Annotated in this window: 26 protein-coding genes; 21 read left to right on the forward strand and 5 right to left on the reverse strand. The window is 65.4% G+C overall.

Annotated elements, in window-relative coordinates; genetic code table 11:
* The first annotated feature begins 101 nt into the window (after nt 1-101).
* The 6 genes from B2Z70_RS08070 to B2Z70_RS08095 all read left to right on the forward strand — a co-directional run bounded on the left by B2Z70_RS08070 (nt 102) and on the right by B2Z70_RS08095 (nt 7,273).
* Entirely contained in the window at nt 102-899 is a 798-nt protein-coding gene (locus tag B2Z70_RS08070; RefSeq protein WP_292982354.1) for an aldo/keto reductase, read from the forward strand.
* Between the two features lie 27 nt (nt 900-926).
* Nucleotides 927-2,171: an FAD-binding domain-containing protein gene (locus B2Z70_RS08075; protein ID WP_292982356.1), complete on the forward strand. Its 1,245-nt coding sequence runs from the start codon at nt 927-929 to the stop codon at nt 2,169-2,171.
* 100 nt (nt 2,172-2,271) lie between these two features.
* A complete protein-coding gene (locus B2Z70_RS08080) occupies nt 2,272-3,237 on the forward strand; it encodes an ArsR/SmtB family transcription factor (protein WP_009801881.1) in 966 nt (321 codons plus the stop codon).
* Entirely contained in the window at nt 3,227-4,759 is a 1,533-nt protein-coding gene (gene pgi, locus B2Z70_RS08085) for a glucose-6-phosphate isomerase (RefSeq protein ID WP_292982359.1), read from the forward strand. Before B2Z70_RS08080 ends, pgi begins: the two co-directional genes overlap by 11 nt.
* A gap of 71 nt (nt 4,760-4,830) precedes the next feature.
* The gene (gene tkt, locus B2Z70_RS08090; protein ID WP_292982361.1) at nt 4,831-6,819 is read left to right on the forward strand and encodes a transketolase; all 1,989 of its coding nucleotides are present in this window, start codon (nt 4,831-4,833) and stop codon (nt 6,817-6,819) included.
* A 196-nt stretch (nt 6,820-7,015) separates the two neighbouring features.
* Nucleotides 7,016-7,273, forward strand: a complete 258-nt coding sequence (locus B2Z70_RS08095) for a YjhX family toxin (protein WP_009801878.1) — start codon at nt 7,016-7,018, stop codon at nt 7,271-7,273.
* A gap of 22 nt (nt 7,274-7,295) precedes the next feature.
* Here B2Z70_RS08095 and B2Z70_RS08100 read toward each other — a convergent pair whose 3' ends face one another.
* Both B2Z70_RS08100 and B2Z70_RS08105 read right to left on the reverse strand, forming a co-directional pair.
* Nucleotides 7,296-8,480, reverse strand: a complete 1,185-nt coding sequence (locus tag B2Z70_RS08100) for a cupin domain-containing protein (RefSeq protein WP_292982363.1) — start codon at nt 8,478-8,480, stop codon at nt 7,296-7,298.
* Between the two features lie 5 nt (nt 8,481-8,485).
* Nucleotides 8,486-9,106: a hypothetical protein gene (locus B2Z70_RS08105; RefSeq protein ID WP_292982365.1), complete on the reverse strand. Its 621-nt coding sequence runs from the start codon at nt 9,104-9,106 to the stop codon at nt 8,486-8,488.
* Between the two features lie 126 nt (nt 9,107-9,232).
* Between B2Z70_RS08105 and ruvC the strand changes: the two genes are divergently transcribed.
* The 13 genes from ruvC to ftsH all read left to right on the forward strand — a co-directional run bounded on the left by ruvC (nt 9,233) and on the right by ftsH (nt 21,167).
* Nucleotides 9,233-9,730, forward strand: coding sequence for a crossover junction endodeoxyribonuclease RuvC (gene ruvC, locus B2Z70_RS08110; protein ID WP_009801875.1), 498 nt, complete (start codon nt 9,233-9,235; stop codon nt 9,728-9,730).
* Nucleotides 9,727-10,377 (forward strand): Holliday junction branch migration protein RuvA, encoded by a 651-nt coding sequence (gene ruvA / locus B2Z70_RS08115; RefSeq protein ID WP_292982367.1) that lies wholly within the window; start codon nt 9,727-9,729, stop codon nt 10,375-10,377. The genes ruvC and ruvA overlap by 4 nt, the downstream gene beginning before the upstream one ends.
* Complete coding sequence (ruvB, locus tag B2Z70_RS08120) at nt 10,374-11,411, forward strand: Holliday junction branch migration DNA helicase RuvB (protein ID WP_292982369.1); 1,038 nt, start codon at nt 10,374-10,376, stop codon at nt 11,409-11,411. Before ruvA ends, ruvB begins: the two co-directional genes overlap by 4 nt.
* Nucleotides 11,411-11,854, forward strand: a complete 444-nt coding sequence (gene ybgC, locus B2Z70_RS08125) for a tol-pal system-associated acyl-CoA thioesterase (protein ID WP_292982371.1) — start codon at nt 11,411-11,413, stop codon at nt 11,852-11,854. The genes ruvB and ybgC overlap by 1 nt, the downstream gene beginning before the upstream one ends.
* A gap of 168 nt (nt 11,855-12,022) precedes the next feature.
* Nucleotides 12,023-12,676 (forward strand): MotA/TolQ/ExbB proton channel family protein, encoded by a 654-nt coding sequence (locus tag B2Z70_RS08130; RefSeq protein WP_009801871.1) that lies wholly within the window; start codon nt 12,023-12,025, stop codon nt 12,674-12,676.
* A gap of 3 nt (nt 12,677-12,679) precedes the next feature.
* On the forward strand, nt 12,680-13,111 hold the full coding sequence (locus tag B2Z70_RS08135; protein WP_292982373.1) for an ExbD/TolR family protein: 432 nt from the start codon (nt 12,680-12,682) through the stop codon (nt 13,109-13,111).
* A gap of 11 nt (nt 13,112-13,122) precedes the next feature.
* Nucleotides 13,123-13,950 (forward strand): cell envelope integrity protein TolA, encoded by an 828-nt coding sequence (gene tolA / locus B2Z70_RS08140; protein WP_292982375.1) that lies wholly within the window; start codon nt 13,123-13,125, stop codon nt 13,948-13,950.
* Between the two features lie 29 nt (nt 13,951-13,979).
* Nucleotides 13,980-15,326, forward strand: coding sequence for a Tol-Pal system beta propeller repeat protein TolB (tolB, locus tag B2Z70_RS08145; protein WP_292982377.1), 1,347 nt, complete (start codon nt 13,980-13,982; stop codon nt 15,324-15,326).
* 135 nt (nt 15,327-15,461) lie between these two features.
* Nucleotides 15,462-15,974 (forward strand): peptidoglycan-associated lipoprotein Pal, encoded by a 513-nt coding sequence (gene pal / locus B2Z70_RS08150; protein ID WP_009801867.1) that lies wholly within the window; start codon nt 15,462-15,464, stop codon nt 15,972-15,974.
* A gap of 78 nt (nt 15,975-16,052) precedes the next feature.
* Nucleotides 16,053-16,814 (forward strand): hypothetical protein, encoded by a 762-nt coding sequence (locus B2Z70_RS08155; protein ID WP_292982379.1) that lies wholly within the window; start codon nt 16,053-16,055, stop codon nt 16,812-16,814.
* A 77-nt stretch (nt 16,815-16,891) separates the two neighbouring features.
* Nucleotides 16,892-17,860 (forward strand): tol-pal system protein YbgF, encoded by a 969-nt coding sequence (ybgF, locus tag B2Z70_RS08160; protein ID WP_083783229.1) that lies wholly within the window; start codon nt 16,892-16,894, stop codon nt 17,858-17,860.
* An 8-nt stretch (nt 17,861-17,868) separates the two neighbouring features.
* Nucleotides 17,869-19,152: a tRNA lysidine(34) synthetase TilS gene (tilS, locus tag B2Z70_RS08165; protein ID WP_292982382.1), complete on the forward strand. Its 1,284-nt coding sequence runs from the start codon at nt 17,869-17,871 to the stop codon at nt 19,150-19,152.
* An 83-nt stretch (nt 19,153-19,235) separates the two neighbouring features.
* Complete coding sequence (gene ftsH / locus B2Z70_RS08170) at nt 19,236-21,167, forward strand: ATP-dependent zinc metalloprotease FtsH (RefSeq protein ID WP_009801863.1); 1,932 nt, start codon at nt 19,236-19,238, stop codon at nt 21,165-21,167.
* A 74-nt stretch (nt 21,168-21,241) separates the two neighbouring features.
* Here ftsH and B2Z70_RS08175 read toward each other — a convergent pair whose 3' ends face one another.
* Genes B2Z70_RS08175 through B2Z70_RS08185 form a run of 3 tightly spaced genes read right to left on the reverse strand, consistent with a single transcriptional unit; the run spans nt 21,242 to nt 23,562 of the window.
* Nucleotides 21,242-22,351, reverse strand: coding sequence for a hypothetical protein (locus B2Z70_RS08175; RefSeq protein ID WP_292982385.1), 1,110 nt, complete (start codon nt 22,349-22,351; stop codon nt 21,242-21,244).
* A gap of 43 nt (nt 22,352-22,394) precedes the next feature.
* Nucleotides 22,395-23,141, reverse strand: coding sequence for an AraC family transcriptional regulator (locus B2Z70_RS08180; RefSeq protein WP_292982387.1), 747 nt, complete (start codon nt 23,139-23,141; stop codon nt 22,395-22,397).
* A 55-nt stretch (nt 23,142-23,196) separates the two neighbouring features.
* The gene (locus B2Z70_RS08185; protein ID WP_040612519.1) at nt 23,197-23,562 is read right to left on the reverse strand and encodes a tetratricopeptide repeat protein; all 366 of its coding nucleotides are present in this window, start codon (nt 23,560-23,562) and stop codon (nt 23,197-23,199) included.
* Between the two features lie 193 nt (nt 23,563-23,755).
* Here B2Z70_RS08185 and B2Z70_RS08190 point away from each other — a divergent pair, with 193 nt between their 5' ends.
* Both B2Z70_RS08190 and B2Z70_RS08195 read left to right on the forward strand, forming a co-directional pair.
* Nucleotides 23,756-24,688: a LysR family transcriptional regulator gene (locus tag B2Z70_RS08190; protein WP_009801859.1), complete on the forward strand. Its 933-nt coding sequence runs from the start codon at nt 23,756-23,758 to the stop codon at nt 24,686-24,688.
* On the forward strand, nt 24,682-24,866 hold a 185-nt coding region (locus B2Z70_RS08195; RefSeq protein ID WP_292982390.1), incomplete at its 3' end, for a dihydropteroate synthase. The genes B2Z70_RS08190 and B2Z70_RS08195, both read left to right, overlap by 7 nt.

The following is a 24,866-nucleotide window of genomic DNA, read 5'->3' on the forward strand; positions in this document are numbered from 1 at the left end:
GATTAGCTGGCCTTAACTGTGTTCTTGTCAAGTATTGCTGCCGGGCCCTGATGCGGCAGCGAAGCGTAGCGAACCGCGTGAAACGGGCTTAGCGTAAGGGAATGGTTGAGCTTTCCTCCCTTGGATTCGGCGTGTCAGGCGCTCATGGCACGCGACTTGTCTCGCGCGCCAGGACACAGGCCCTGGTTGCAGAGGCTTTTGACCGCGGCATCCGCTATTTCGATACGGCGCCGTCCTATGGGGCGGGCGAGTGCGAACATCGGCTGGGGCGCGCCTTGAGGGCCTTTGACGGCGAGACGCTCGCCGTATCCACCAAGGTCGGGCTGTCCAGTCATGGGCTCTGGGGGCGTCGTCGCGATCTCTCGCCGGAGGGTGTGGAAGACAGTCTGCGCGCCTCCCTTGGTCGTCTGGGACGGGAGGGCGTGGACCTGTTGATCCTTCACGGAGCCGCGCCTCACGAGCTGCATTCGGATCTGCTGGCGAGACTTCAGGCCCTCAAACGCGCGGGCGCCTATCGCTGGCTGGGCGCCACGGGCCGCGGCGAGGCGCTGGACTGGGCGCTGGATGCGGGGTGGTTCGATGTTCTGATGGCGCCGGTTCACCCCTTTCTTGACGCCAGTGAGCGCGCCACGCTTCAACGCGCCTCGGATCTGGGCGTTCGGATCATCGCCATTGAAACCGCGGGGGATGCGCCACCGGCGCTGCGTCCGCCCAGAACGCCGGCCGATCTCTATCCGCTCGCCAAGCGCCTGCGCGGCGGAGCTTCCGGAAGAGGTCGGGTGCCCCCGCCCGCCGGCTTGCAGGCCGCCTTGGCGAGCCCGGGGGTGGTTTCCGCCCTGTTCACGACGACCCGTCGGGCTCACTTGCTCGACAATCTTTCATCAGGCGCGCTTTCCTGACCTGTTCCGCGGCCTAGTTCCGCCCCGATGAGCCAGCCTGACCTGTTTCCCGCAGCCCTCCCGCCAGCCCCTGACCGCAAGGCGGGTCTGAGCCGTCTCAAGGCGTTCACCCCCGCCATGGGGCGGGCCTATGCCAGCGCGCGCAATTTCGACTTGGGCCCGCAGGATCGCTCGAACATTTCCTGTCTCAGCGCCCATGTGCGCCACAGGCTCGTTCAGGAAGCGGAGCTGGCGCAAGCGGCCTTGTCCGCCCATGGCCTTCAGGCCGCCGAGAAGTTCATTCAGGAAGTCTGCTGGCGCACCTACTGGAAGGGGTGGCTGGAGCTGCGTTCCGCAGTCTGGGCCGACTACAAGGCTGAGCGTGAGCAAGCCTTCAAGGCCGTGTCCGAGGACCAGGCCTTGGCCCAGCGCTATGAAGCGGCGATCGAGGGACGAACGGGGCTTGAGGGCTTTGATGCGTGGGCGACCGAGCTGATGCAGACCGGCTATCTGCACAATCATGCGCGGATGTGGTTCGCCTCGATCTGGATCTTCACGCTGGACCTGCCCTGGGTGCTGGGCGCGGACCATTTCCTGCGTCATCTGATCGATGGTGATGCAGCCTCCAATACGCTGAGCTGGCGCTGGGTTGGGGGATTGCAGACGGTGGGCAAGACCTATCTCGCCCGCGCCTCCAATATTGAAAAATACACCAAGGGCAGGTTTGCGCCCGATCCGGCCTCTCTGGCCCCCGAGGCGCCCGCCTTGCCGTCCGTCCATCCGGTTCCGAGCCCGGGCGCGATCCTGCCCGGAGAGCGACCCGACCCCTCCCTGCCTTCCGCCCTGTGGCTGCATGACGAGGATCTGCATGCGGAAAGCTGGGGCGTTGAGGATGTGGATATCCGATGCGTCATCTACCCCTCTTCGCCCGCTTCGCGCGGCGAGGCCGGGCTTGGCGAGGTCGCGCGGCGTTTCAGCAAGGCGGCGCTCGAGGACGGGGCGCAGCGGGCGGCCGGACGCTTCGGGGTCAAGGCCGTGGCGGCCGACTCGGTCGCCGATCAGATCGAGGCGGCGCGGTCGTCCAATGTGCGTCAGCTGATCACTCAACGGCCCTGCCAGGGGGGCGTGCGGGATGAACGCCTGAAGGCGCAGGAAAGGATTGAGGCCTCAGGTCTGCGCGTCGTCAGCCTGACTCGAGACTGGGACCAGGCGTTTCACCCGTTCGCCACGAAGGGTTTCTTTAAATTCAAAACCGCCATACCAGACGTCTTCACACGGCTCGGCCTGAACTGAAATCACGTCAAGCCGCGCGGGAAAGATGACTTTTTCCCATTCTCCCGCTAATCGGTGGGGGATAGGTTTCAGGCGCGACGGGCGCCGGGCGGGAGACACGATGCAATCTGATCTGTTGGCGAAGCTCAAGGCTCTGGCGGAGCCGACGCGCCTGCGGATCGTGTCGCTCTTGGCCCAGGGCGAGCTGACGGTCAGTGAAATCATGCAGGTGCTGGGGCAGAGCCAGCCGCGGATTTCCCGTCACCTCAAACTCCTGGCCGATGCAGGCCTGTGCGAGCGCTTTCCGGAAGGCGGCTGGGTGTTCTACCGCCTGATGCGCACCGGACCCGTCAGTCGTCTCGCGGCGCTTGTCGAGGAATTCACGGAAGCCAACGAGCCACAGGTGCATCGCGATCGGCAGCGCCTGCAGGAGCTCAAGCGTCTGCGCGCCGAAGAGGCGGCCAAGTATTTCGAGGCCGCCGCCCAGGAATGGTCGACCATTCGCTCGCTGCACTTTTCCGAGGCTGCGGTGGAAGAAGCCATGGTGGAACTGGCCCAGGGGCGCCCCTTCAAGCAGCATGTGGATGTGGGCACGGGTACGGGCCGCATGCTGGAATTGTTCATCGATCAGGCTGACGAAGGCATGGGCGTCGACCTCAGCCGTGAAATGCTCCATGTGGCGCGCGCCAAGCTGACCGAGGCGGGCCTGTCCTCGCGCTTCGTGCGTCAGGCGGATGCGTCCGCCCTGCCGCTGGACGCCGGCGCCGCCGATCTCGTCACGCTGCATCAGGTCCTGCACTATTTGCCGGACCCGCAAGCGGCGCTGTCCGAATGCGCGCGCGTTCTGGCGCCGGGCGGCCTGTTGCTGGTGGTCGATTTCGCCGAGCATCATCATGAAAGCCTGCGCCTGGAGCACCACCATCGCTGGCTCGGCTTCCCGCCGGCTCAGGTCACCGCCTGGCTGCAAACCAGCGGACTCACCCTGAAATCGTTGCGCACACTTCAACCAGAGGGCATTGAAGGCGGGCTTACGGTTCTGATCTGGGCGGCGGAACGCCCGGTCGAGGGGGATGGGGATGACGCCTGAAACGGGGGTGAAGGCGATCGCGCGGACGCAATCGGACGTCCAGATGGCGGACCTTCTTGACGACGATGTGCGCGATGACGCCCTGCAGTTTGAAGCGGCGGGGCTGTATCTCGACCTGCGCCGGCAGAAAATCGATCTGTCCGGCTGGCGCGCTCTGCTGGACCAGGCTGAGCGTTTGAAGGTCAGCGAGAAGATCGCGCATCTGTTCGCAGGCGAGATCGTCAATGGGACCGAGCAACGCCCGGCGCTGCATCCCGCGTGTCGAAATCCGGCTCTGTTGGGCGATGCGCCGGCAGGCGCTGCGCTGGTCGAGACGCGCAAGAAAACCCGCGCCTTTGCGGACCTGGTCGGGCGTCCGGATGTGCTTGACGGTCATCCGGTCCGGCGGATCGTCAATATCGGCATTGGCGGGTCTGATCTGGGCCCGCGCTTTGTCTATGACGCGCTCAAGGCCTATCGCCGCGAGGGGATCGAGACCCGGTTCGTCTCCAATCTCGACCCGGCTGATCTTGATGACGCTCTGGAAGGCGCTGACGCCGAGACCACCCTGATCCTGGTGATCTCCAAATCCTTCACGACCCAGGAAACGCTGATGAATGCGCGCGCCGCACGCGCCTGGATCGTCGAGCGACTGGGTGAGGCGGGCGTCGCGCCGCGCTTCGCCGCCGCCACGGCCTGCCCGGACAAGGCGCGTGAATTTGGTCTTGAGGATGCGCGCATCTTCCCCTTCCCCGACGGGGTGGGCGGGCGCTATTCGCTCTGGTCCGCCGCCGGGCTGGCCTTGGAAGTCGGGCTGGGCGCGGATGTGTTTGATCGGCTTCTGGCCGGCGCCCGCACCATGGACGAGCATGTCACGACCACGCCGCTTGCGCGCAACATGCCGGTCGCCAAGGCCCTGGTCGATGTCTTCAACCGCGCGGGGCGCAGCCTGCCCTCACGTTGCGTGGCGGCTTATTCCTCCCGGCTCGAGCGGCTGGCGAGCTATCTGCAGCAGCTGGAAATGGAGAGCCTCGGCAAGTCGGTGAACAACGAGGGCGGTCCTCTGGGCGAAAGCCATTGCGGTCCGCTGGTCTGGGGCGGGCGCGGTTCGGATCTGCAGCACTCTGTGTTCCAATGGCTGCATCAGGGGCTGGATGAAGCCCCCGTCGATTTCATCGCCATCGCCGATCATGGTCGCGAGGATGAGCGCGTGCGCGCGCTCAACGCCAATCTCGCCGCCCAGGGCGCGGCCCTGACCCATGGCCGCACAGGCGAGGGCGAGCTTGCCGCGCACACCCGTATTGTCGGCGGTCGCGCCAGCGCCACCTTCGTGATGGAGACGCTGAGCCCGGAAACGCTGGGCGCGCTCCTGGCGCTGCATGAGCATAAGGTGTTCGTCGAAGCGCTGTTCTATGGCCTCAACCCGTTTGACCAATGGGGCGTCGAGCTGGGCAAAAGCCTTGCCCGCTCCATCCTTTCCGGCGACATGGCCGGGTTTGATGCGCCTGCACGCGAACTGACGCACAGATTGGGCCTTGATTGATCTTCATCAGGGCTGTGTAAACACATTCCGGATACGCCCCCTCGCACCCGCGCTCTTAAAAGGCTTGCGACATGACCCAGCCCGCTCTTGATCCGGCACGGATCCAGCCCCTCGCCAATGCTGTCCGCGCCCTGTCCATGGACGCGGTCGAGGCCGCCAATTCCGGTCACCCCGGCATGCCCATGGGCATGGCGGACGCCGCGACTGTCCTGTGGACGCGTCACATCAAGTTTGATCCCAAGGACACTGAGTGGGCAGATCGCGACCGCTTCGTGCTGTCTGCGGGCCATGGCTCCATGCTGCTCTATTCGATCCTGCACCTGATCGGCGTTGACGCGCTGAGCCTGGACGAGCTCAAGAACTTCCGTCAGCTGGGCTCAAAAACTGCTGGCCACCCCGAGTTCGGCCATGCGCCGGGCATCGAGACCACCACCGGTCCGCTGGGTCAGGGCCTCTCCACCGCGGTCGGCATGGCGCTGGGCGAGCGGATCATGAACGCCCATTACGGCGATGATCTGGTGGACCACCGCACCTGGGTGATCGCGTCGGATGGCGACCTTCAGGAGGGCGTCAGCCAGGAAGCCATCTCCATCGCCGGCCATCTCAAGCTCAACAAGCTGGTGGTGCTGTGGGACGACAACTCGATCCAGATCGATGGCGACACGGCGCTGTCTGACACGGTCAATCACCGCCAGCGTTTTGAGAGCGCGGGCTGGACCACGATGGAAGTGGACGGCCATGACGCCGCCGCCGTCGACAAGGCGCTCAACGACGCCAAGATGTCTGACAAGCCGGTGCTGATCGCCTGCAAGACCACCATCGGCTTCGGCGCGCCAACGAAAGCCGGCACGGCCGGCAGCCATGGCGCGCCGCTGGGCGCCGAGGAGATCAAAGGCGCGCGCGAAGCGCTCGGCTGGAGCCATGAGCCCTTCGTGATCCCCGATGAGATCTATGAGGGCTGGCGCTTCGCCGCCGAGCTGGGCGGCCAGACCCGCGAGGCCTGGGAAGCCCGTCTCGCGGCGTCTGACAAGGCCGAGGCGTTCAAGGCGCAGATCTCCGGCCAGCCGCCGAAAGCCGCGCTCGACGCGCTTGACGCCCACATCAAGAAAACCCTCGCCGACAAGCCGGCGCTCGCGACCCGCGCCTCGTCTGGCAAGGCGATTGAAGCCTTCTGGGAAGCCTTCCCGGGCCTCATTGGCGGTTCGGCGGACCTGACCGGGTCCAACAATACCCGCGCGCCGGGCATGGCCTCGATCACGCCGGACGATTTCTCCGGTTCCTACGTCCATTATGGCGTGCGTGAATTCGGCATGGCGGCCGCCATGAACGGCCTAGCGCTCCATGGCGGCCTGCGTCCGTACTCGGGCACCTTCCTGGTGTTCTCCGATTATTGCCGCGGCGCGATCCGTCTCTCTGCGCTGATGAATCAGCCGGTGATCTATGTCTTTACCCACGATTCCATCGGTCTGGGCGAAGACGGTCCGACTCACCAGCCGGTCGAGCATCTCACCGCTCTGCGCTCCATGCCGAATGTGGCGGTCTACCGTCCCGGCGATGCGGTCGAGGCGGCGGAAGCCTGGAAATGCGCGCTCGAGCGTACGGACGGCCCGACGGTTCTGGTGCTGTCGCGACAGAAAGCGCCGCATGCGCGTCAGGATGATGGCTCTGAGAACCTCTCAGCCAAGGGCGCCTATGTGATCCGCGAAGCCGAAGGCGAGGCGCAGATCACCCTCATCGGCACCGGCACCGAGCTGGGCCTGGCGCTGGAAGCGCAGGACAAGCTCAAGGCCAGGGGCGTGAACGCCCGCGTCGTCTCCGCGCCGTCGCTTGAAACCTTCCTCAAGCAGGATGCAGCCTATCGCAAGTCGGTCGTGAACCCGGACCTGCCGGTTGTGGCGGTCGAGGCGGCCATTCGCTGGGGCTGGGATGGTCTGATTGGTCTTCAGGGCGGCTTTGTCGGGATGGAGGGCTTCGGCGCCTCGGCGCCGGCGGAAGCCCTTTACGAGCATTTCGGCATCACCGCCGACGCCGTGGTCGAGCAGGCGCTCGCCCGGGTGTGACCCTTTGACCATAGGCGGCCCGGGGCTTTTGTGCTATCCGGGCCGCTTATGAGTAACACTCTGTCCGAGACCCGGTAGGGCCTCTCCTCGCAATTTGCGGGGTGAGGCGGCCTCAAAGAGCCCGCTCGCTGTGACCAGTGAGCGCCGATTTCTTGTGTCTGCAGCCCGGCTGCGGACCCTCGGGACCGACAGACCCATGGATATTTCAAAAGACGAACAGCGCGTATTGCACGCGCTGGCCAAGGGCGGCCGTTTGCAGGCCGTCAAAACCTCATCCGGCCGCATCCTTGATGTGGAGCTGATCACGCGTGAAGGCTGGGCCATGCCCGGCGTCACCCCGCGCCTGTTCCGCAAGCTCAAGTCCAAGCGCGCGGTGGCGTCCTCACAGGGCGGTCCCTATCGCATTACGCGGCGTGGGCTGGAACTGGTGCGCGCCCAGCCGGACAATCGCTAGCGGTGCGCGAGGCGGGGCGGGCTCAGGCCCGCTCCGCTGCGCCATAGGCGATCAGGCGTTCCATCACGTCACGCGCCTTGGCGTCATCCAGGGCGCTGAAGTCCGCCAGGCTGATTGCATCGCCCTTGAGAAGCCGCTCGAGGCCCGCTTCCGCAGCGGCGTCAAAGCTCAGCGCGCCGCCCGGCGCGACCAGCGCCACATGATCCCCGTCATCCACGAGATCGAGCGCAATCAGCGCCCGGCGCTTCAGTCTCGTGTCCGCGGTGATGGGGCCCAAGGTCAGCGCGCCGCGCGTATCGGCGGGACGCGAGGTGAGGGCGGCATCGGTGAACAGGCCCAGCACGGCCTCGATATCCGCGTTCTGACCCACCGCCTCCAGTGCTTCGGCGAAGGTTTTCGCAAACACCCCCGGGCTGACCGCGCCGCGGGCATAGCCCGGCGGGAGAGCGCGACGAAGTTGCGGCGTGCGCAGGGCGGCTTCGGATACGGCTTCCAGCAGAAAGTCCGCCCAGGTCTTGGCCAGAAGGCCCGTCGTGATGTGCAGCGAGGCTTCGTCAGAGCCCTCATTGACTGCGTCATGCATCAGCCCGCGCGGCACGTAGAGGACATCGCCGGGGTTCAGCACCAGCTCTGCGCGCGGTTCGGTCTGGGCGAAGCGGCCCGGCGTGAAGCGTTCGCCGCGATAGGGTACGCCCACAGGAGCGTCATAGAGCCGCCAGCGCTTGGATCCCTCGACCTGCAGCACCAGCACATCGTGATTGTCGTAATGGGTCTGAAAGCCCTGCGCGTTCGGCGGAGTGAGATAGATATTGGTCTGGACCGGGCAGGAGAACTCCGCTTCCAGCTGACGGCAGAGATCGGCCAGGGGGCGGTGTCGCGCCTGCAGCTGGGGCAGGATCAAGGTCGCGCCCTGCTGATAGAGCCTCGCGACCTCGCCGCGATCCACCAGACCGTCCTCTCGCAGCCAGGCGCGATCGGGCAGGCGCGGCTCGGCCCGCGCCATGGACAGATCGCCCTCACGCAACAGGTCCTCGGCGAGGATGCGGTCAATCGCATCAAGACTGATCAGAGAGGCGAAGCGGTTCCGGTCAGTCCCCGGCGCATGCAGATGGGTCTGCTCAAAGACGGTTTCGAAAAATGCGGTCGTCTCATGCGGCGCGATGAGGTCGACAAGCGCGCCGGACATTGAAGCAGGTTCGGAGCTCATGTTGTCTAGCAGCGGCGTCCCTGACCTGACGGATCAGCATAAGGACCGGAGTCCGCATCGGTGCATTGCCGTCCGCCGCCCTGATAGCCGCCTCGCCCCTGGCCGGGCGGGTCCGCATACGGCCCCTGATCATTGTCTGTATAGCCGCCCTGGTAGCCGCCGCGGCCCTGACCCGGCGGATCGGCGTAAGGGCCCTGATCGTTATCGGTGACGCCGTTCTGGTATCCGCTTCCGCGGCCCTGTCCGGGCGGGTCCGCATAAGGACCCTGGTCATTATCCGTGTAGCTGTTCTGATAGCCGCTCCCGCGACCCTGGCCGGGCGGGTCTGCGTAAGGCCCTTGGTCGTTATCGGTATAGCCAGACTGACCCTGGCAGCTCCGGCCCTGATTGGCGGGATCGGCATAAGGGCCCTGATCCGCATCGGTGCAGTTTCGCCCGCCGCCATACGCGCCCCCGCGACCATAACCGATGGCGTCCGCATAGGGTCCCTGATCCTGATCGGTCAGGCCGGTATAGCCTGCGCCGGTCGTCGTGCAGCCTGTCAGTCCAGCTGCCCCGATCGCCGTGGCGCCGCCGGCGACCTGGGTCAGGAAGGACCGCCGTGAGAGCGTGCGTTTCTTGCTCATGTCCGTCTCCCCCAAAGACAATGACCTTACACCGATTATGGATTGAGAGAAGCTGAATGCGGTCTGAACGGGTGGGCGTGCAGAGTTTGGTCGCGTTTTGTTCCGAGTGCTTTATGCTGTCGCGTGATGAGCAGCGCGATTCGCATATTGGGCATCGACCCGGGCCTGAACGCCACGGGTTGGGGGGTGATCGACCAGACCGGTTCGCGCCTGTCACTGGTCAGTTATGGCGTCATCAAGGCGCCCTCAAAAGCGCCCATGGCCGAGCGTCTGACGGTCATTTACAACGCCATTGAAGAGCTTGTGATCGCGCATCAGCCCCATGAAGCGGCGGTGGAAGACCAGTTCGTCCACGCCAGCGCCGTTAGCGCGCTCAAGCTCGGTCAGGCCCGCGCTGCGGCCATGCTGGCGCCGGCGCGCGCGGGGCTGGTGGTGGGCGAATACGCCCCCAAGCTCGTGAAAAAGGCGGTCGTGGGCACCGGCTCGGCGGAGAAGGCGCAGGTGGCGGCGATGATCGCTATCCTGCTGCCCGGATCAAAAGCGGATGCGGACGCCGCGGACGCGCTGGCTGTCGCGGTCTGTCATGCGCATCACAGGAATAGCGTGAAAGGAATGGCGTCGTGATCGGAAAGCTCAAGGGCGTCGTCGATTGTGTTGGCGAGGAAGAGGCCGTCATCGACGTCAATGGCGTCGGCTATCTGGTGAGCGCGGGGTCGCGCACGCTGGGGCGGCTCGAACCGGGAAAGCCGGTTGCGCTGCATATCGAGACCCATGTGCGCGAGGACCAGTTCAAGCTCTTTGGATTCCTGAGTGATTCCGAGCGCGCCTGGTTCGTCCGCCTGCAATCGGTTCAGGGCGTCGGCGCGAAACATGCGCTCGCCATGCTCGACGCCATTGAAGTCGGCGAGATCGAAAGCTCCGCCATTCTGGGCGATCCTCTGCCGTTTGAACGCGCCAAGGGCGTGGGCAAGAAGCTCGCTCAACGCATCGCCACCGAATTGAAGGACAAGGCCCCGCCGCTCGGGCGCTCGCTGGGCGCGGGCGTTGCGGGGCTGGCGGCGGCTCTGGCCCCGGCGGGCGCCGAGACGCCTTCCGCCGCCCCGGCGCCGAAAGACAATGTCATGCGCGAATCCGCCGTCTCGGCGCTGGTCAATCTGGGCTACAGCGAGAGCGATGCGCGCAAGGCCGCCGCCGAAGCCTTGCGTCAGCTCGGTGAGGATGCGACCGAAGGGCTTGTGATCAAATCAGCCCTCAAGGAGCTGGCGCGGTGAGCGACGCCGAAGACCGCATCATTTCTGCTGAAGCCAATCCCGGCGATGGCCGGGACAAGGCCTTGCGCCCGCTCTCCTTTGAAGAGTTTGTCGGCCAGCCGGCCGCCATCGCCAATCTCAAGGTGTTCACCCAGGCCGCCGCGCGACGCGGCGAGGCGCTCGATCACGTCCTGCTGTCCGGCCCGCCCGGCCTTGGCAAGACCACACTCGCCCAGATCGTGGCCAAGGAATTGGGCGTGAACTTCCGCGCCACCTCCGGCCCGGTCATCGCCAAGGCCGGCGATCTTGCGGCGATCCTGACCAATCTTGAAGAACGCGACGTCCTGTTCATTGACGAGATCCACCGGCTGCTGCCAGCGGTCGAGGAGATTCTCTATCCCGCCATGGAGGATTTCTGCCTTGATCTCGTGATCGGCGAAGGGCCGAGCGCGCGCACCGTGCGCATCGACCTGCCGCCCTTTACCCTGGTGGGCGCGACGACGCGGGCGGGCCTTTTGGCGACGCCGCTGCGGGATCGCTTTGGCGTGCCGGTAAGGCTTGAGTTTTACTCCACCGAAGAATTGTCAGGCATTGTCGCCCGCGCCGCCAACAAGCTGGGCGCGCCCATGAGCGAGGATGGCGCGACCGAGATCGCCAAGCGCGCCCGCGGCACGCCGCGCGTCGCCGGGCGTTTGCTTCGCCGGGTGCGCGACTTCGCCGAGGAAGACGGCGTGCCGGTGATTGACGCCAAGGCCGCCGATGCGGCGCTGAGACGGCTTGAGGTGGATGCGGTGGGGCTCGATAGCCTCGACCGACGCTATCTTCGGGTTCTGATCGAGGGTTTTGGCGGCGGGCCGGCGGGCGTCGAGACGCTGGCGGCGGCCTGCGCCGAAGCGCGCGATGCGCTTGAGGATGTGGTCGAGCCCTTCCTGATCCAGCAGGGCTTCATCATGCGCACGCCGCGCGGGCGTGTGGCCGCCAAGCGGGCCTATGAGCATCTGGGCTTCACCATGCCGCGCCATTTCAGTGACGATCTGTTCGGGGAGGGCGCGTAATGGCCGAACCCCATGCCGGCGTCTGGCTCGATGACAAGACGCACCAGCTCTCTGTCCGGGTCTATTACGAGGACACCGATTTCACGGGCGTCGTCTATTACGCCAATTATCTCAAATTCCTCGAGCGCGGCCGCACTGATGCGCTGCGCTGTGCGGGCGTGTCCCACGCCGAGATTCTGAAACTGGATCCGCCGCTGGGCTTCGCCGTGCGCAAGATCAATCTCGACTATCTCAAGCCCGCGCGCATCGATGACGCCCTGACCATCGAGACGCGCTTCGTCGCCGCCAAAGGGGCGAGGCTGGTCATCCGCCAGCGGGTCATCTGCGCCGCCGAAGTGCTGGTGACCGCTGATGTGGAAGCGGCCTGCATCGACCTTGAAGGACGGCCCCGGCGCTTGCCCAAGACCATGCTCGATCAGGTGCAACGCTACGTAACCGACTAGAATTCTCCCTCAATTCGCCCCAATCGCGGTGTTTTCTCATATCGATGCGCCTGTCTGGCCGAGTTCGGCTTGGCGTGGCGCGTGCGTGCGGTTACACCTGCTGCCCGAGGGCGTTTCATAATGACGCATCCGCCGGGCGCGGGTGCGTGAGGGTCTAGCGGAGTTTCCATGGAAAGCGTTGCAGTTGAGCTGACGGGTCCGGCCACTGAACTGACCATCATGCATTTGTTCATGCGCGCCGACATTGTCGTGAAGGCGGTGATGGCGATCCTGGCGTTGATGTCCATCTGGTCCTGGGCCATCGCCATCGAGAAATGGATGCAGCTGAACAAGGCCCATGCGGGCGCCTCGCGCTTCGAGAACGATTTCTGGTCCGGCGGCTCGCTTGATCAGCTGGTGACCAAATACGCCAAACCCGCCAAGGAGCCCTTCGGCCGCGTGCTCGCCGCCGCGATGCGCGACTGGGACGGCTATGCCGTCGCCAAGAGCGGCGGCGCCGAAGCCAATCGCGAGCTGAACAAGATGGAAGCCGGCCTTGGCGTTCTGTCCATCATTGGTTCGTCTGCCCCCTTCATCGGTCTGTTCGGCACGGTCTGGGGCATCATGAACGCCTTCCGCTCCATCGCCGCCTCAGAGAACACCTCCCTGGCCGTCGTGGCGCCGGGCATTTCCGAAGCCCTGTTCGCCACCGCGCTGGGCCTTCTGGCCGCCATCCCGGCCGTGATCTTCTTCAATGCCCTGTCGTCCAATCTCGCCAAGTACGCCGCCCGCCTTGAAGGCCTGGTGGATGATCTGGCGGCACTTGCGAGCCGGGGGAACTAGTCCATGGCTGGCGGTCTCGACACCGGCGGCGGAAATGGGCGTCGCCGCTTCAAGCCCAAGGCTGAGATCAACGTCACCCCCTTTGTGGACGTGATGCTGGTGCTGCTCATCGTGTTCATGGTGTCCGCGCCGCTGTTGACGGTGGGGGTGGAGGTCGATCTGCCCGACACCGAGGCGCGCGCCATGACGACATCCGAAGAGCCGCTGACCCTGACGATCCAGTCAGACGGCACGCTCTATCTGATGGAGACGGTGGTGGAGTTTGACGAACTCGCCCCGCGGCTCGCCGCCATTACCGGCGCCGGTTCCGAAGCGCGGATCTATATCCGCGCCGATGACGGCGCGCCCTATGGCGAGGTCATGCGGGTGATGGCCCGGGTGTCGGCCTCTGGCTACACCAATATCGGCCTCGTCACCGACCCGATCCGCGAATAGGGGGCCGGGCCATGCGTCAGGCCCTGGGGTTCATCCTCTCCCTGTTCATCCATGCAGGGCTGATTGCGAGCGCGCTGATCGCGTTTCCGCATACGCGGCGTTTGACCGAAGAGCTGACCGTAGTGCCCGTTGAGCTGGTGACGCTGGCGCGGGAGACAAATGTTCGCGCCGCGCGCCCGGAGCCGGAACCCGAACCTGAAGAGGTGATCGAGACGCCGGCCCCGCAGCCTGCTCCGGAGCCCGAGCCTGAACCGGTGCAGCCCGAAGCCCAGCCGGAAGTCATTCCGCCTGCGCCGCAGGATGAGCCGGAGCCCGAACCCGAGCCGACGCCGCCCGAACCGGAGCCTGAGCCCGAGCCGGAACCGGAACCCGTTCCGACCCCGCGCCCGCGTGAGCCTGAACCGCGTCAGGAATCGCTGGATCTCAATGCGCTCTCCCAGCTCGTGGACCGTTCGCGAGACAATGCCGCCCCGCAAGGTCAGGCCGAGACGGGCGAACAACGCAATCGTGTTGGAGCAGGCACGGACATGACGGCGAGCCTGCAGGCCATGGCGGCGTCCCACATGAACCGCTGCATCCGCTCGAACGCGGACGCGCCGGCCAATATGGATCTGCGCGTCTCGCTGGAAATCCGCTTGGAGCGCAATGGCCGCCTGTCGGTTCCGCCGCGTCTGATCGACGAAGCGCGCATCATGAATTCGCCCAATTCCTTCCTGAGAGTGGCGGGTGAACGGGCCTTGCGCGGCGCGATCGAATGCCAACCCTATCCTCTGCCTCCCGAGCATTACGCCCAGTGGCGCGTGCTTCGGGTGAATGTCGACACTCAACGTAATCGCTGATCTGCCGTTCGAACCCCGGGAGCTTGCCCATGACCGTCCTGCGCTACCTCTTCGCACCGATCCTCGCCCTGATCGTGATGGCCGGATCGGCTTTTGCGCAAACGCCGCTCGTCGTGGACGTGACCGAGGGCACGCTCGATCCGACCCCGATCGCCATTCCGGACTTTCTGGGCGCAGACAATCGCGAAGCTGAAATCGGCGCGGACATTTCCCGGGTGATCAGCAACAACCTGCAGACTTCCGGCCTGTTCGCCCCCGTGGACCCGGACGCCTTCATCGAGGATATCAGCGACATCAATCTGCGCCCGCGCTTTGGCGACTGGCGGGTGATCAACGCCTCCGCCCTGCTGGTGGGCGAAGTGACGATTGACGAGAATGACCGCATGCTCGTCGCCTTCCGCCTGTGGGACGCCAATACCGAGCAGCAATTGCAGGGCCTGCAATTCGTCACCTCGCCGGACAACTGGCGCCGCATCGCGCACAAGGTGTCGGACGCCGTCTATGAGCGTCTGACCGGGGAGAGCGGCTATTTCGACACCCGCATCGTTTATGTGTCCGAAGGCGATGGTCCCAATGGCGAGCCGATCCGTCGTCTGGCGGTGATGGACCAGGACGGCGCGAACCCGTCCTTCCTGACCGACCGCTCCTATATGGCGCTGCTGCCGAACTATTCGCCGAGCGCCCAGCAGATCACCTATGTGTCCTTCCGGGACGGTCGCGCCACCAGCTATCTCTATGATCTTGAGACCGGCCGCCAGGAAGCCCTGTTTGACTCCGGCCCCTCGCTCGCCAGCGAAGGCCAGTCCCTGTCCGCCCGCTTCCATCCCAATGGGCGCGAGCTGGTGGTTTCCGCCGAGCGCCATAGCGGTCACGACCTGTTCAAGTTCGACTTGCGCTCGCGCACCCTGCGCCAGCTCACCACCCATCCCGCCGATGATGTGGAGCCCTCCTACGCGCCCGATGGCGAGCAGGTGGTGTTCTCCTCGTCCCGGGGCGGACAGTCTCAATTGTACGTGATGAACGCCGACGGGACCGACCCGCAGCGGATCACGTTCGGCGAAGGCCGCTACACCACTCCGGTCTGGAGTCCGCGTGGCGACCTGATCGCCTTCACGAAACAGCGCAGCGGCCAGTTCATGCTGGGCGTTGTGGCTGCGGACGGCTCGGGCGAGGAACGTATCCTCTACGAAGGTTATTTCGTGGATACGCCCGCCTGGTCGCCCAATGGTCGCGTGTTGTTGTTCACACGCGGCGACAGAACGCGCGAAGGAACGACGTATTCGATCTGGAGCATCGATCTGGCGGGGTTCAATCTGCGTCGATTGCCGACGCAGGGCGAAGCAAGCGACCCGGCCTGGTCGCCCTTGATCGACTGAGCTCAGCTCGGCTAATGTCATAACCGAGGTGCGCGTTTTGGGGTTTTTTGGGGGTGTGAAGCGCGCCCATTCTGATAGCATCCACACCGATTTGCCTATGTTGAGATTCATAGGCTTGGAGAGGACGACCATACTATGAAACGCCTGTCTATTCTTGCCGCTCTCGCGCTCAGCGCTTCGCTGGCCGCCTGCGCTTCCCAGCCCGAGCCGGCGCCGATGCCCGAGCCGGAGCCGACCCCGGTCTATGAACCGGCGCCGGAACCTGCAGGTCCGACCCCGGGTTCGGTGGAAGACTTCGAAGTGAATGCGGGCGACCGCGTCTTCTTCGCTCTGGACCAGCACACGCTGTCCAATGAAGCTCGCGCCACCCTGCGCCGTCAGGCCGCCTGGCTGTCGTCTTATCCGGGCGCCCGCATCCTGATCGCCGGCAACTGCGATGAGCGCGGCACCCGCGAGTACAACCTGGCTCTGGGCGCGCGCCGCGCCAATGCCGCTCGCGACTTCCTGGTCAGCCAGGGCGTGGACCCGTCGCGCATCTCGACCGTGTCCTACGGTAAGGAGCGTCCGGTCTGCAACCAGTCCACCGAGCAGTGCTGGGCGACCAACCGGAACGCCATGACCGTCATCCAGTCGGGCGCTGTATCCTAGGAGCAGCCCTGAAAAGGATTGATCGAAACGCCCGCAAGGTTCATCCTTGCGGGCGTTTCTGCTTGAGGGGGCAGTGAAATGATCATCCGTATGCTGATGGGGCTCATCATAGCCCCGATTGCGTCTGTCGGCGCCCTGTATGGCTTGTCCATGGTGGTGGAGCCTTCGTATGGCGCGTATGGCGCGCCTGACAGCGAGACCGTCCAGACCGGAGAAGAGCCGGGCGGCGAACCGCACCAGGAGCCGATGGGGGAGCCGCCGCTGGCATTGCCCTATGAAGCGGGCGGAGCTGCGGATTTCCTGGCTCGGACATTCGAGGGGGCCCAACCCTACTGGCTCACGGGCGAGGACAGTCGCGCCGATCTTGCCGGGGTCTCTGCGCAGGTCGCCGAACCGGGTTCAGGCGGGGAGGCCTTCTGTGCGCCAAGCCATGTCCAGTTGCAGTGCACGCTGCGTCTGGCTGACGGGTCTGGCTATTCCTTCGCGCTGCAGAACATGGACGGCGCAGGCTGGACGGTTGTGAATGATGAGGTCCGGCTCATCACCGTGGACCTGCCCTACCGTGAAGGTGAGGCGGCCGCGTTTCTGGCGAACGCTCTGGCGGGGACGCAGGACCCGTGGATCTATGGCGTCGACAGCCGCGTGGATCTGGCCTCCTTCTCGGCGCAGATCGCCGAGCCCGGATCAGGGGGTCAGGCGTCCTGCACGCCGGCTCATGATCATATCCGATGCGTGCTGAGCCGTGCGGATGGATATGGCTATGTGTTTCCGATGGAGGAAACAGCCAGCGGCGACTGGGTTGTAAGGCCTGACAATGTGCGGCTGCTCGACTATTCCTGACTTCGCCTTGATTTCGCCGTTTGCTCGACGACACTAGCGCTCATACGCCCTGAGCCGCTGAACAGGACCCGTGCGCCATGACACGTACCGTATTGATCTCTCTGTCCGCTCTCGGACTGCTGGTCGCCCTGATGGCGACGCCCGCCGAGGCGCAATCGCGTCGGGAGCTCGCCGCACGCCTGGATGCGGTGGAGGCGCGACTGGCCGAGATCGAGAGCCGGGCGTTGCAAGGCGATCCGGTGGCGGAGACCCTGATGATGCGGGTGGATGACCTTGAGCGTCAGCAGCGCGTCCAGACGGGTGAAATCGAGCGTCTGAATTTCGAGAACCGCCGTCTGCGTCAGGAACTGGAGCAGATGGGCGTGAATGTGGACCGGCTGCTGTCAGGCGGGGCGGTGTATGGCTCGGGCGACGCGGACAGGGCGGCGGGCGGCGATCCGCTCTCTCTGGGCGGCCCGTCCGATCTTCTCACCTCGGACGAGATCGATGACAGCGATCCGTTCGCCCAGGCGCGGGCCTCGACCGTGCAGCCATTGGGTGCGCCCGCTCAAAACCAGACATCCCAACGCGCCCCGTCACGCGACACCCGGTCCCAAAGCGGCGCCCAAACGCAGCTCAATGCGGATGTCAGTTCGCTCGCCGCGCCGCCCGAGCCGGTGATGGACGCGGATACGCTGTTTGAAACCGCCAATGCCCGTCTGCTGGACGGCGATTTCGGCGGCGCGCGTGAACTGCTGCGCGATTTCACCGAGACCTATCCCGATGATCAGAAGGTGGGGCAGGCTTGGTACTGGCTGGGCGAAACCCACTTCATCAACGGCGATTTCCAGGATGCGGCCGATTCCTACATCGCCTCCTTGCAGGAAGACCGTCAGGGGCCGCGCGCACCGGACGCTCTGGTCCGTCTGGGCGCCTCGCTCGCCGCGCTAGGGGAGACCAGCCGCGCCTGTCAGGTGCTGGCGACCTTCCCGTCCGAATTCCCGCGTGCGGGTGATGATGCGCGCCGCAAGGCCCAGCGTGAAGTCTCAAGGATAGGCTGCCGCTAGGGGGCGAGGTGACTGACACGCTCGCGCTCGGCTATTCCGGCGGCGGAGATTCCACCGCCCTCCTGCACGCCTTGAAGGCCTGTTTTCCGGGTGTCGCGCTGCACGCCCTGATCGTGGATCATGGTCTGCGGCCCGAAAGCGCCGAAGAAGCGGCGGATAACGCCGATTGCGCCCGTGATCTGGGCGCTGAGCCGCACATTCTGCGCTGGTCCTCACCCCGCAAGAACCAGGCGGCCGCGCGTCACGCGCGTCATGCCTTGCTGGCGGGGGCGTGTGAAGGCCTGTGCGTGTCACTCCTGTGCCTTGGCCATACGCTGGACGACCGGATCGAGACCCTGCGCATGCGCGCGAACCGCAAGGGGGGATGGCGGACGCTGACCGGGATGACGGCTCTGGACGCCTCTCCGATCTGGCCTGAAGGACGCAATCTGACCGTCGCACGGCCCCTTCTGGAATTGAGGCGTGATGAGCTGCGGACCTATCTCCGGCGCATCAAGGCGCGCTGGGTGGACGACCCGTCCAATGATGATGCGCAGTTTGAACGCATCCGCTTGCGCCAGGAGGCCTACCCGCCCGGCGGGCCAGCGGAGCAGAGCCTTCTGAGCCTGTCTGATCAGAGTCTGGATGCGGAGCGCCTGTTGCGGGGAGCGGCCTGGCGTCTGACCGAGCGGGCGGTTGAAATCACGCCCTGGGGCGGCGCCGTGCTGGATCGGGACAAGTTCGCCCTGGCGGCTCGCCCCATGGCGTTGAGGGCGCTGGAAGCGGTGATGATGGCGGTGTCCGGCGAGGCGCGCCTGCCCACGCCTGAGGGCGTTGAAGCCTGTCTTGATGCGCTGGAGCAGGGCGAGGCCCATACGCAAGCGGGCGTGCTGCTGACTGCCGAGGGGCTCATGGGACGGGATCCGGGCGCTGTGCTGGGGCGCGCCGATGGCGGCGCCGAGGCGTTGCGCCTGGAGCTCGAGGCGGGCGATACGGCCCTGTTTGACGGGCGGTTTGAAATTCAGGCCCCAGAGGCGTGCCGGATTGAGGCGCTGGGTGACCGGGCGGCGCCGGACGGGACACAGCTGTCAGAAATTCCGCCCAGTCTGCGGCGGTCCCTGACGGTTCTCGTTTCCCAGCAGGGCGATGATATTCTGGCTTTACCCGGGTTTAAGCACGATGAGGCGGACTATTGGTCGCTGCTTTGCATGCCGAGACTCAGGCGCTGGCTGCTTCCGTGTGAGGCTCCGGCGTGGTTTGATGGGGATAAATCTGCGGCGCATATCCGCGCGGCACTGGCGAAACCGGCCTGACGCCCCAATATCAGGCATGACGAAATGACGACAGCCTCAGATGCGCGCCCGGTCGAAGGCGGCGCGGACAAGGACACAAACGGATGAATATGCGCAATATCCTGGTTTGGGCGATCTTGCTGGTGCTGCTGCTGGCCCTGTTCAACATGCTTCAGGGTCCCAGCCAGTCCGCGCCCTCGAACGAGATCAACTACTCCCAGTTCATGAACCAGGTCGAGAGCGGTCAGGTCAGCTCGGTCACCATCCAGGGCGACACGGTCACCGGCCAGACCACGGGCGGCGCCACCTTCCGCACCACGGTGCCCGAGGATGAGAACGTCACCCCGGCTCTGCGCGCGGCGGATGTGGACATCACTGCGCAGCCGCCGGCTGAAGGCGGCATCAGTCCGCTGGGCATCCTCATCAACTGGTTCCCGATGCTGCTGCTGATCGGCGTGTGGATCTTCTTCATGCGTCAGATGCAGGGCGGCGGTCGCGGCGCCATGGGCTTCGGCAAGTCCAAGGCGAAGCTGCTGACCGAGAAGACGGGCCGGGTCACCTTTGACGATGTGGCCGGCATCGACGAGGCCAAGGAAGAGCTTCAGGAGATCGTCGAGTTCCTGAAAGACCCCTCCAAGTTCCAGCGCCTGGGCGGCAAGATCCCCAAGGGCGCCCTGCTGGTGGGCCCTCCGGGCACGGGTAAGACCCTGACTGCGCGCGCTGTTGCGGGCGAGGCGGGCGTGCCCTTCTTCACCATTTCCGGCTCTGACTTTGTCGAGATGTTCGTCGGCGTCGGCGCATCGCGCGTGCGCGACATGTTCGAACAGGCCAAGAAAAACGCGCCCTGCATCATCTTCATTGACGAGATTGATGCGGTGGGCCGATCCCGCGGCGCGGGCCTTGGCGGCGGCAATGACGAGCGTGAACAGACCCTCAACCAGCTGCTGGTGGAGATGGACGGGTTTGAAGCCAATGAAGGCATCATCCTGATCGCCGCCACCAACCGTCCCGACGTTCTGGACCCCGCTCTGCTGCGCCCGGGCCGTTTTGACCGTCAGGTCGTCGTGCCGAACCCGGACATCACGGGCCGTGAGAAGATCCTCAAGGTGCATATGCGCGACGTGCCGCTGGCCGACGATGTGGATCCCAAGGTCATTGCGCGCGGCACGCCGGGCTTCTCCGGCGCCGATCTCGCCAACCTTGTGAACGAAGCGGCGCTTCTGGCCGCCCGTCGCAACAAGCGCATGGTGTCCATGGCCGAGTTCGAGGATTCCAAGGACAAGGTCATGATGGGCCCCGAGCGGCGCACCATGGTGATGACCGAGAAAGAGCGCACGCTGACCGCCTATCACGAATCCGGCCACGCCATCGTGGCGCTGAACGTGCCGGCGGCCGACCCGGTGCACAAGGCGACGATCATCCCGCGCGGTCGCGCGCTGGGCATGGTCATGCAGCTGCCGGAAACCGACAAGATGTCGATGACCCATCAGGAGATGACGTCCCGTCTCGCCATCATGATGGGCGGCCGTGTCGCTGAAGAGCTGAAATTCGGCAAGGAGAATGTCACCTCCGGCGCCGCCAGCGACATCAAGCAGGCGACCCGTCTGGCCCGCGCCATGGTCACCCAATGGGGCTTCTCCGAAGAGATCGGCCCGGTCGATTACGGCGAGGATCAGGGCGAGGTCTTCCTCGGCCAGCAACTGGTGCAGTCCTCCTCCATCTCGGCGGAAACCGCCGCCAAGATCGAGAAAGAGGTCAAGGCGCTGGTGGAAGGCGGCCTGAACGAGGCGCGCCGTATCCTGACCGAGAAGAAGGATGACTGGGTCAAGCTGTCCGAAGGTCTCCTGGAATACGAAACTCTCTCCGGCCAGGAAATCGTCGAGCTTCTCAAGGGCAATCCGCCCCATCGCGACACGGACGTGCCGCCCAAGACCGATGACGGAACCCCGCCGTCCGGCGCGCTTCCGGTCATCGATGATGACGAGGATGAAGCGTCCAATCCGGGCGGGCTCGAGCCCAAACCCGGCGGCGCCTGATCCGCGCTCAATGGCTACAGAAAAAGCCCCGCGTCAGTGATGACGCGGGGTTTTGAGTGTCTGCAGACAGGTCTTCAGCGTGCGATGCGCACGCCGTCCGCGTCTTCAAGCGCGGCGGTGACGCCCCAGCCGCCAAAGGTCTCCGAGACGGCGAAGGTCAGGGTGTTCTCGCCATCGCGGAGGCTCAGCGGCACGGCCACATGGCGGGTGATGGTGCCCAGATACCGGTAATCGCGGCTGCGCCAGTCATTGTTTCCGACGAACAGGCGCTCGCCATTGAGGAAGATCTGCACCCGGTCCGAATAGCCGAACCTGACCAGCGCCGTGCGGTCGCCATCCGCGATCAGCGTGGCTTCCGCCAGTACGGTGTCGCCTTCGGAATGGCGCGTGACGCTCGCGAGATTGGCGATGTCGTTATAGGCGACGGGGAGCGCGGTCCAGCGCGACCGGCTGGCGCGCAGGGTCTCAAACGGGGTGTCGCCAAGGCGATCTTCGCTGAACGGATCGGACACGCGCCAGGTTTCGACCCGATGGGCGACCGGTTCGGCCATCGGGCGTTCCGAACGACCGATGATCTGCGGATTGGATTGCGGGGTGATCTCGACATTGCGCACATAGCCCGACGCTGCGCCACTGGGCGCCAGCTGCCAGAAGCCGACCCAACCCGAGCGCTCCTCGCGCTGCAGGTCCGGAACATGGTGGATCAGTTGGCCATCCATGAAGATGTCGGCCTGATCCTCGGCCACCACCACGCGAACCTCCATCCAGCGGTTCAGGCCGTGATTGACCTGGCTGATGGCGTCGGGATCGGAGAACACCTGCCAGGCGGTCACGCCGTCATGGGCGGGGGTGTACTGCACGGAATCGGGCAGGTTGTTGAGATGGTGACGGAAGTAGAACTTCTCCCAATCGCCCACGCCCTGACCGCGCCACAGCACGCCGGTATGACCGGGCGAACCACTGATCGCCATCTCGAAGCGGATCTCGCCGGTGGCAAGCTGCGAGCCATCGATCCAGATCACGCCATCGCGGAAATGCAGGGCGTCGCGGCCCAGAAATTCGGTGGTCTCGGCAAGCTCCACAGCATCGACCCGCCAATTCATCCCTTCAAACTCAAGGGTTTGCTGGGCAAAGGCAGGCGCACTCATTACCGCACACAGGGCGGCGGTCATCATCAGTTTCATGGTCTCAAGCTCCGGCAAGGGGACAGATGGCCTGAGACTGGTCTTAGACGGGGGCTGCGGTCTTGAATATTTCGGACTCTACGGACCGTTCCGCATGCAGCGCGGCAGGTGAGAGTCCGGACAGCGCCTTGATGGCGCGGCCGAGATGCGCCTGATCGCTATAGCCTGCCGCATAGGCGATGCCCGCCCAGTCCGGCGTGTCATGATGGTCGGCGTGCTCGACGGCGCTCAGGGCGCGGATCTGGCTGGCGAGCGCCTTCGGGCCGATGCCGAGGCGTCCGGTCATGACGCGGTGGAGATGGCGCTCGCTGACCCCGGCGCGCCGGGCGAGGGCCGAGGCGCGGATCTGTCCGCGGGTTCTGCGGATCAGAGCGGCCGCCCGGATGGCCAACACATCCTGTGACCGTCCAACGGGCTCCGGACACAGGGTCAGGGCCGGGAAGTCGGTCTGGGGGAGGATGGCGTCGGTCAGCTCGTCAGGACGGACGCCGAGACAGCACAACGCCTCTTCCGGCGCGAGGAAGACGCCTTCCAGCACCGTGCCGGCCGCGGGCGTGTAAAGACGGGGCGTCAGAATGGGGCCGAAGACCCAATGCCGTTCATCAAGCAGGTCGCCATTCGGGGCGAAATGGCGTTCGGTGACCAGGCTGAGACGGGTTTCCGGCAGCACCCGATGGGGAAGGGGGCGGATCCCGAACCCGGCCTCATGTCGCCACAGGCGCGGCGATCGCCCTGAGTCAGAGCGCGCTTCGCTATAGGGGCCAAGCCGGGAGATCCAGTGCACCGTCATGGCAAAGCCGATAGCGGCCCTGCCATGACAGTTCAAATCGCATCTGCGTGATCGGCTAGTTGCCGGCGCCGGCGGACGGCGCACCCGCCATGCGGGTCTGGACAGCAGAGAGGTTCGACGCCAGGACCGTATTGTCCGGCGCCAGCGCCAGTGCGGTCTGGCACGCCTCGGTCGCCTGAGCCGTCTGGCCCAGCTGGTAAAGCGCGATGCAGGCATTGGCGTGTGCGGCGGCGCGGACGCTGGTGCGCGAGCCACCTTCAAGGGCTGCACGGGTGAAGTGCAATGCGGTGTCCCATTCGCCCTGGTTCAGGGCGCGGACGGACCCGCGGATATCGGAATCGGCCACGCGGACCGGAGTGAATTCCTGGACCGGAGCGCCGGTCAGTTGCAGCGCGAGCACTGCGGTGGCAAACACGGACATATCAGCCTCCAATAAAGCCTTTTCAGCGATTGGGAGTCCCGGTTTCGCGGTTTGAAAAGGCGACTCATCACGAGGTTGGAGCCGCTGGGGTCGACCAGGGAAGACCGAAACGGCTCCGGGTTGTATTGCGAATATGCCGCGCTGCAGCATATGTTCAATTGACTGAATCCGCATATTTGATATTCACAGTTGAATGGATAACTGGTCAGACTATCACTTGGCGCTCGCCGTCTTCGAAGCGGGCAGCCACGCCGCCGCCGGCCGGGTCATGGGGCTGAGCCAGCCCACGGTCAGCCGCCGCATGCGCGCGCTGGAAACCCATCTGGGCGGCGCGCTGTTCGAACGTCGCGGGGACATCCTCACTCCCACTGGTCTGGGGCGGTCGGTCATTGATCACGCTCGCAACATGCAGGACGAAGCCGCCGCCATCGAGCGCGCTGCGCGATCCGGACATGAGCGGATCGAGGGCCGGGTCACCGTCGCCGCCAGTGACGGCATCGGCGCAGACTGGCTGCCGGGCGCCCTGACGCCCCTGCTGGAAGCGCATCCGGACCTGTCGGTCGAGCTCAAGATCGGGTTCGAGCCGGCCAATCTGGCGGGTGGGGAAGCCGATATCGCCGTGCGCTGGGGCCAGCCCGGCCCGCAGCACTCCCTGCTGGCGCGTCGCGCCGCGGAAGTGGGTAGCGGCATGTATGCCTCCGAGTGCTATCTGAAAAAGCATGGCGCGCCGCAAACCCTCGAGGATGTGGCGGATCACGTGGCGGTCGGCTGGGCCACGCCGATTGCCTTCCAGTGGCCGCGCACGCCCATCGGCGATGAATTGCGCCCGCGCCGGGATGTGATGGTCGCCGCGCATCCCAGCGCGCATCTGGAAGGCCTGCGCAACGGGCTGGGTCTGGGGGTGACCTCTCACCGACTGGCGCGCGCCCGTCCGGGGCTGGTGCGGATCCTGCCCGATTTCGAGGTCATGCTGGATCTCTGGCTGGTGGCTCATGGCGCGGTGCGCCGGTCGCGCGCCCAGGCCACGGTGCTGGACCATATCGCTGAAGCCCTGCGCGCCGACCGGGACCATTTCCGCAATGGCGAGCCCTCCCGTTTCGGCCAGGAAGACAGCCGGCCATGCTAGCCTTTCCGCTCCGCCCCCATGCGGACGGTCGCCCGCAGCTGATGGGCATCGTCAATGTGACGCCGGACAGCTTTTCCGATGGCGGGCGGCATGCCAGCACGCAGGCCGCGCGCGATCACGCCTTGCGCCTGCTGGATGAGGGTGCGGATTGTCTCGACATTGGCGGAGAGAGCACGCG

This window comes from Oceanicaulis sp. UBA6590 (assembly GCF_002433705.1).
Lineage (GTDB): Bacteria > Pseudomonadota > Alphaproteobacteria > Caulobacterales > Maricaulaceae > Oceanicaulis.

Bases quoted from the DNA above. Each gene is read 5' to 3' on its own strand.
- B2Z70_RS08070 (WP_292982354.1), top strand. From the start codon at position 102: ATGGTTGAGCTTTCCTCCCTTGGATTCGGCGTGTCAGGCGCTCATGGC.
- B2Z70_RS08075 (WP_292982356.1), top strand. From the start codon at position 927: ATGAGCCAGCCTGACCTGTTTCCCGCAGCCCTCCCGCCAGCCCCTGAC.
- B2Z70_RS08080 (WP_009801881.1), top strand. From the start codon at position 2,272: ATGCAATCTGATCTGTTGGCGAAGCTCAAGGCTCTGGCGGAGCCGACG.
- pgi (WP_292982359.1), top strand. From the start codon at position 3,227: ATGACGCCTGAAACGGGGGTGAAGGCGATCGCGCGGACGCAATCGGAC.
- tkt (WP_292982361.1), top strand. From the start codon at position 4,831: ATGACCCAGCCCGCTCTTGATCCGGCACGGATCCAGCCCCTCGCCAAT.
- B2Z70_RS08095 (WP_009801878.1), top strand. From the start codon at position 7,016: ATGGATATTTCAAAAGACGAACAGCGCGTATTGCACGCGCTGGCCAAG.
- B2Z70_RS08100 (WP_292982363.1), bottom strand. From the start codon at position 8,480: ATGAGCTCCGAACCTGCTTCAATGTCCGGCGCGCTTGTCGACCTCATC.
- B2Z70_RS08105 (WP_292982365.1), bottom strand. From the start codon at position 9,106: ATGAGCAAGAAACGCACGCTCTCACGGCGGTCCTTCCTGACCCAGGTC.
- ruvC (WP_009801875.1), top strand. From the start codon at position 9,233: ATGAGCAGCGCGATTCGCATATTGGGCATCGACCCGGGCCTGAACGCC.
- ybgC (WP_292982371.1), top strand. From the start codon at position 11,411: ATGGCCGAACCCCATGCCGGCGTCTGGCTCGATGACAAGACGCACCAG.
- B2Z70_RS08130 (WP_009801871.1), top strand. From the start codon at position 12,023: ATGGAAAGCGTTGCAGTTGAGCTGACGGGTCCGGCCACTGAACTGACC.
- B2Z70_RS08135 (WP_292982373.1), top strand. From the start codon at position 12,680: ATGGCTGGCGGTCTCGACACCGGCGGCGGAAATGGGCGTCGCCGCTTC.
- tolA (WP_292982375.1), top strand. From the start codon at position 13,123: ATGCGTCAGGCCCTGGGGTTCATCCTCTCCCTGTTCATCCATGCAGGG.
- tolB (WP_292982377.1), top strand. From the start codon at position 13,980: ATGACCGTCCTGCGCTACCTCTTCGCACCGATCCTCGCCCTGATCGTG.
- pal (WP_009801867.1), top strand. From the start codon at position 15,462: ATGAAACGCCTGTCTATTCTTGCCGCTCTCGCGCTCAGCGCTTCGCTG.
- B2Z70_RS08155 (WP_292982379.1), top strand. From the start codon at position 16,053: ATGATCATCCGTATGCTGATGGGGCTCATCATAGCCCCGATTGCGTCT.
- ybgF (WP_083783229.1), top strand. From the start codon at position 16,892: ATGACACGTACCGTATTGATCTCTCTGTCCGCTCTCGGACTGCTGGTC.
- ftsH (WP_009801863.1), top strand. From the start codon at position 19,236: ATGAATATGCGCAATATCCTGGTTTGGGCGATCTTGCTGGTGCTGCTG.
- B2Z70_RS08175 (WP_292982385.1), bottom strand. From the start codon at position 22,351: ATGAAACTGATGATGACCGCCGCCCTGTGTGCGGTAATGAGTGCGCCT.
- B2Z70_RS08180 (WP_292982387.1), bottom strand. From the start codon at position 23,141: ATGACGGTGCACTGGATCTCCCGGCTTGGCCCCTATAGCGAAGCGCGC.
- B2Z70_RS08185 (WP_040612519.1), bottom strand. From the start codon at position 23,562: ATGTCCGTGTTTGCCACCGCAGTGCTCGCGCTGCAACTGACCGGCGCT.
- B2Z70_RS08190 (WP_009801859.1), top strand. From the start codon at position 23,756: ATGGATAACTGGTCAGACTATCACTTGGCGCTCGCCGTCTTCGAAGCG.